Source organism: Aquiflexum sp. (assembly GCF_977115555.1).
In genome coordinates this window covers 1-6,468 of record NZ_CDSBKL010000233.1, presented here as the reverse complement: position 1 = coordinate 6,468, position 6,468 = coordinate 1, and the positions used below count along the sequence as shown (strand labels likewise).

5 protein-coding genes are annotated in these 6,468 nt (G+C 40.1%); all 5 read left to right on the top strand.

The window, feature by feature from the left end; translation table 11 throughout:
- Positions 1–2,536 (top strand): adenylate/guanylate cyclase domain-containing protein (locus ACZFYI_RS13545; RefSeq protein ID WP_462524663.1); only part of this gene is annotated, 2,536 nt, incomplete at its 5' end.
- Between the two features lie 141 nt (positions 2,537–2,677).
- On the top strand, positions 2,678–3,571 hold the full coding sequence (gene ypfJ / locus ACZFYI_RS13540; protein WP_462524662.1) for a KPN_02809 family neutral zinc metallopeptidase: 894 nt from the start codon (positions 2,678–2,680) through the stop codon (positions 3,569–3,571).
- Positions 3,572–3,580: 9 nt separating this feature from the next.
- Positions 3,581–5,032 carry a sulfatase gene (locus ACZFYI_RS13535; protein WP_462524661.1) on the top strand — a complete coding sequence of 484 codons (1,452 nt, stop codon included), beginning with the start codon at positions 3,581–3,583 and terminating at the stop codon, positions 5,030–5,032.
- 275 nt (positions 5,033–5,307) lie between these two features.
- Entirely contained in the window at positions 5,308–6,057 is a 750-nt protein-coding gene (locus ACZFYI_RS13530) for a TerC family protein (RefSeq protein ID WP_462524660.1), read from the top strand.
- A gap of 84 nt (positions 6,058–6,141) precedes the next feature.
- Positions 6,142–6,468, top strand: a 327-nt coding sequence (locus ACZFYI_RS13525) for a Rossmann-fold NAD(P)-binding domain-containing protein (protein WP_462524659.1), incomplete at its 3' end; no start/stop codon positions are given.

Below are 6,468 nucleotides of genomic sequence, written 5' to 3'. Positions count from 1 at the left end.
CCCTAAGAACTTAGACAGGTCTGTTATCCTGTCTATGGAAATACTCTACTATTTGGCCTTTGCTTCATATTTTCTTTCACCAATTTCCGTCCCCTTATACATGTTTAAGATGTTTAGGTTGACTTTGAAACATGGACTTTCTTCTAACTCTCCTTTAGTTATTGTGGTATTTGGATACATTAACTCTGTATTCATGAACAAAATTGAAAAGGGAGTTGAATTGGCCCAATTGGGCTATAAATTATCAGAACTATTGGCAGATGAGGAAATAGGAACGAAGGTTAGGGCTAATTTCCATATATTCATCTCATTTTGGTTGATGCCAATGTCCAAAACATTGCCTGATTTGGAGGACTCTTTCAAAAGAGGACTTCAATCCGGGGAATTTGAATTCAATTCCCTAACAGCCCTAATGATCATGTTTAACCAGTTTTTCTCAGGAGAACTATTGGAAAATATGATTAAAAGAGGTGAAATATTAACTAAGCAGATGACCCCATTGAATCAATCTTTGCAGATTGAACGGGTAAAAATGTTCAGGCAAGTGGCAACTTCTCTAGTTGAAGGTTTTTCTAGTTATGAAAAAATTAAAGGTGAGATTTTGGATGAGGACCTTCTTGATTTTCCTGATGGTCCGGTTTCATCTAGTTATTATGGAAATCTTTATGAATTAAAAAAAGTGGTGGCTATTGTTTTCAATAAGAATGAGGTTGCATACGAAAATGCAATAAAGCAAAAGGCATATTTGGTTTCGGTGATGGGTACCATGGGAGAATATCTCCATTACTTCTATGAAAATATTTGTATCTCCTTAATTTACAATTCAAGAGATAAACAAGAGCAGAAAAAACTCTTAAAAACTGTAAAGAAGAATATTCAAAGGTTCAATAAATACATTAAACATAATGAAGACAACTTCCTTCATAGGTTAGAAATTATGAAAGCCGAATATCATTGGTTGCTCAATGATTTGGATTTGGCAGTCAAATGTTTTTCTAATGCGATCAGGTATGCAAGAAAAAATAAATTCATACATGACGAAGCTATGGCATGGGAGCGATTTGGGATTTTCTATCAATCCCAAAACCAGCCTGAGGCGGCCCAGTTTTATTTTTCCAATGCCTACAAGGCATATGCGAAATGGGGGGCAAAAGCAAAGCTAATCCAAATGAAAGAAGAGTACGCAGGGTTTATTTCTTCTGAGGATATAGGTCTAAAATCCAATAACCTTGACCTGGATACGATACTAAAAACCATCAACCTTATCTCCGGTGAAATGGTGCTTGAAAACATCCTAAAAGGTCTGATGAACCTTCTGACAGAAAATGCCGGTGCGGATAGGGCTTTCTTGGTTACGAAGGAAAAAGATAAAAAGGTAATCAAAGCCTCTTTGGATATTTCCAACAATGAGATACAGGTCTTGCAGGATTTGCCTTTTGACCAGTTTGAAGACATCAGCCATTCTGTGGTCAATTATGTCATGAGGACTGGTGAAACCTTGGTCTTGGAGGATGCAGGTGCAAAACTTCCCTATTCCAATGACGAATATATTTTAAGGAATAAAATCAAATCCGTGGTTTGTCTGCCACTGAAACATGCAGGCCAGGGCTTTGCCTACCTATATCTTGAAAACAGGTTGTTGTCAGGTGCATTTACCCAAGAAAGGATAGAAATACTCCAGGTAATGGCTACCCAAACAGCCATTTCGCTACAAAATGCCATGTTGTTGGATCAGACCACGCGACTCAACATGGAACTGAAGCAAGAGGTAGAGGTTAGGAAAGCTGTCGAAGAAAATCTCAGAATCAATGAAAAAAGACTTGAAGAATACAATGCCAATCTTGAGTTCAAAGTCAAGGAGAGGACCATTGATTTACAATCCGAAAAAGAGAAGAGTGACGAACTGCTTTTGAATATTTTGCCAATGGACATCGCAAGAGAACTCAAGGAAAAAGGCACTGCTCAGGCCAAAAAATATGAAAGTGTCACGGTATTGTTTACTGATTTCAAAGGGTTTTCGATCGTTGCCGAAAAAATGAGTGCAGATGACCTTGTCTCTGAAATTGATTTTTGTTTCAAAGAGTTTGACAGGATTATTCAGAAATATCCTATAGAAAAAATCAAAACTATTGGAGATTCTTATATGGCTGTAGGAGGTCTTCCGATTACCAACCAAACCCACGCAATCGATGTCATCAAAGCGGCATTGGAATTAAGGGATTTTATAGAAGACCACAAACAAAAAAATAAAGCAAAAGGCAAACCGATTTTTGAAGTGCGGATTGGTGCCCATTCCGGAAATGTGGTTGCAGGTATTGTAGGGCTCAAAAAATTCGCCTACGACATTTGGGGTGATACCGTAAATCTAGCTTCCCGAATGGAAAGCAGTAGTGAGGCAGGGAAAGTCAATATTTCAGGTACTACTTATGAGCTTGTCAAAGACCATTTTGACTGTACTTACCGGGGAAAAATAAAAGCCAAAAACAAGGGAGAAGTGGACATGTATTTTGTAGAAGGGCTTAAATCAAAAAATTGATCGACTTTAGCATGCCATATCCAGGTGCTTTACAGCTACCTGGAAGCCAAAAATCACCTCTTGAACAGTTAAAAACCTTTTAAATTTCTTCGAAACAGATAAATTGAAACCTGTACTTATCCCAATTAAAATCAATTCAAAATGAAATGGCAAGGAAGGCGCAAAAGCAGTAATGTAGAAGACCGACGTGGTCAATCTCTAGGTGGAGGAGGCGGGGGTATCAATCCCATGTTGCTTGGACCATTGATCAAGTTGCTTTTTTCCAAAGCAGGTTTGGTAATCGTAGGTGGGTTTTTCCTTGTCATGTGGCTTACAGGTACCAATCCGATCACTTTGATATCGCAGTTCACGGGAGGGGGACAAATGTCTCAGGTAGCCTCAGATTACAGGCCAAGCGCTGAGGAAGAACAACTCGCGGAATTCACGGCTGTGGTTCTCGCAGAAACTGAAAATGTATGGCACAGCCTAATGGATGGATATAGAGAACCCGGCTTGGTTCTATTCACAGGTGGCGTTGATTCTGCCTGTGGTTTTGCTTCTTCGGCTACAGGTCCTTTTTATTGTCCGGGGGATGAAAAAGTATACATAGACTTAGGCTTTTTTCAGGATATGGGAAAGAAATTGGGCGCTCATGGGGATTTTGCCCAAGCCTATGTGATCGCCCATGAAGTCGGCCATCATATACAGAGATTGGATGGAACTTTGGAACGTGTACAGTCACAGCGTGGAAAACTTCCGGAAGCTGAATTCAACAGACTGATGGTTATGTTAGAACTTCAGGCGGATTTTTATGCGGGTATTTGGGCACATTACACCCAAAAAGTCGCCAAAATCCTTGAACCAGGAGACTTGGAGGAGGCCTTGAATGCTGCTAGTTCGGTTGGAGATGACAGGCTTCAAAGGCAGGCAACCGGAAAAGTCGTCCCTGATTCTTTTACCCATGGTACCTCAGAGCAAAGATCCCGGTGGTTTAAGCTTGGTTTTGATACAGGAGATGTAACCCTTGGAGATACTTTCAATGCAAGGAGACTGTAAGTATTGATTATGAAAACATCGTTTCAAAAAATCATAGAAATACTATTTTGCTCATTTCTTCTATTCTTCAGCTCTTTACACGCGGTTTGCTTAGCGCAAAAACCCAAGGAAGAATTCAATATCCTTTTGATCCATGTAGATGATTTGGGTTGGGCGGATATTGGCGTTTTGGGGAGCGATTTTTATGCAACGCCAAATATTGACAGATTAGCTGCTGAAGGGATATTATTTACAAATTCTTATGCCGCAGCTGCGATCTGTTCACCGACAAGAGCAGCTTTGTTGACAGGAAAATATCCTGCAAGGACAGGCATCACTGATTGGATCCGGGCAAAATTCCAGGGTGGAAGTGGAATGGCTTTGCCCGATGAGTTTGAAGAAAATCCCGGAAAGGAATGGAAAACTCCAAAAAACCAAGGGTTCTTACCCTTAGAAGAAATCACTTTGGCAGAAAGACTCCTTCAGTATGGATATACCAATCTTCATGTCGGCAAATGGCATTTAGGAGAAGAGGGGCATTATCCGGAAGATCAGGGTTTTCACTTTAATGTTGGAGGAAATGATTTGGGTCAGCCACCAAGTTATTTTGATCCATACCTCCCCCAAAATCCTGTTGAATATTATGAATTCAAAAATCTTCCACCCAGAAAAGGGGGAGAGTTTCTGATGGATAGAGAGGGGGATGAGGTGGTAGCCTTTATTCAAAACCAAAGGGACAGAAAGTTTTTTATCCATTGGGCGCCATATGCCGTCCATACCCCGATCATGGGCAAAGCTGAGCTGATTGAAAAATACCAACAAAAGCAAAAAGGGAATCAAGGTAATCCCGTATATGCTGCCCTTGTGGAGAGTCTTGACCAAAATGTCGGGAAGGTAATCGAAGAACTTGAAAGATTGGGTTTGACCAAAAAGACGATGGTGATTTTCACTTCAGACAATGGCGGATTGATCGGAAATCCAAAACAGCCGGTCACCAATAATTTTCCTTTGCGGTCACAAAAAGGATATCCTTACGAAGGAGGAATCAGGGTACCTACGGTTGTGAAATGGCCGGGAAAAATAGCAGCAGGTCAGGTTAGTGATACGCCCATCATCTCCATGGACTGGATTCCTACGATTTTGGAATATTTGGGAGAAAAATCCCAAAATGAGATTTTAGATGGGCAGAGCCTGGTTTCTGTTTTTCAAAATCCTGACCAAAATATCCAAAGGGACTTTTTTTGGCATTTTCCACATTATAGGGGATCCGACGTCGTCCCATATGCCATCGTAAGGTCAGGAGATTTTAAACTGATTCATTATTTTGATGGAAGTAAGGCTGAGCTTTTTGACTTAAAAAATGACCCTAGGGAAAGTCAAAACCTGATCAATTCCAATCCTGTAATTGCAGATCAACTTATGAGGAAACTGGAGAAATGGTTTGCCGAAACAAATGCGAGGCTTCCGGTAAGGTTGGAATAAAAAGTGATCATCAATCCCAAAACTGCAATCAATTTACATTTTCAGTTCCCGAGAACTCCTAAGAAGAAACAGATCAAAAACCACAGCATTTGTTCTTGGTAGATTATCCTTTTAGAGGATTTGTTTTATGCATATGGACAGAATTAAGCCTGATTTTTATCCCTGCCGGCAAAGTATCGGATAAACATAGATGGCTTTCTTAAATTTCTTTTAACAAATATTCGCAAACTATATAACTTCGCCCAACCTATTGATCAAATATTAAAAAACCAAACATGGAAATCTTCCTTCAAACCGAAACCTGGATAGCATTATTGACTTTGACCTTTTTGGAAATAGTCCTTGGGGTAGATAATATTATTTTCATCTCAATTGTATCCAACAAACTTCCAGAATCCCAACAGGGAAAAGCAAGGACTTTGGGTTTGGCTTTTGCCTTGGTTTTCAGAATCTTACTCCTTTTAGGAATTTCATATATTATCCAGTTTACCCAACCTCTGATTACCGTTTTTGATTTTGAAATGAGTGGCAGGGATTTGATTTTGGCAGGCGGAGGTTTGTTTTTGTTGTTCAAATCAACCCTTGAAATCCACCATAAAATGGAAGGCAAAGCCGAGGAAGTAAAGCCAAATTCAGCCAATAATTTTGCAAAAGTCGTCTTCCAGATTATCCTATTGGATCTTGTATTTTCTTTTGATAGTATTTTGACAGCCATTGGATTGGTCAAAGAAGTACTCATCATGATCATTGCAGTGACGATTTCGATTGGCATAATGATGGTTTTTGCGGGGAAAATCAGCCGCTTTATCAACAAGCACCCAACCTTGCAGATTTTGGCGCTTTCATTCCTGATTTTGATTGGATTTATGCTGCTTGTGGAAGGTTTCCATGTGGAGGTCCCTAAGGGATATATTTATTTTGCAGTTTTCTTCTCTCTGGCAGTGGAAATAGTCAATATGAGAATGAGGAAAAAGGAAACCGCAAAACCTGTCAAATTGAATCCACGACTCAAAGAAGGGAAGTAGGAGTGGGCGGTCTCAGCAAAGTGTTTTCTACCGGTCGTCAAATGCCACAGATACAATTATTATAACCAATACAACAACCCTCAAATGAAAATCCTGATCATAGATGAAATGCATTTGAGTATCATCCCAATGTTAGAAAGGGAAGGTTTTGGGGTGGATTACAGTCCGGTGATCAAAAGAGAGGAGATCTTGGAGATTGTCCATGGATATGAGGGATTGATCATCCGGTCCAAGACCCCAATGGACCGGCCATTGTTGGAAAAAGGTACCAAACTCAAATTTATCGGTAGGGCAGGTGCAGGATTGGATAAAATAGATTTGGAATACCTCAAAGAAAGAGGAATCCACCTGTTTCATGCCGCCGAAGGGAACAAAGATGCTGTAGGGGAACAGGCCATCGGGATGCTTTTG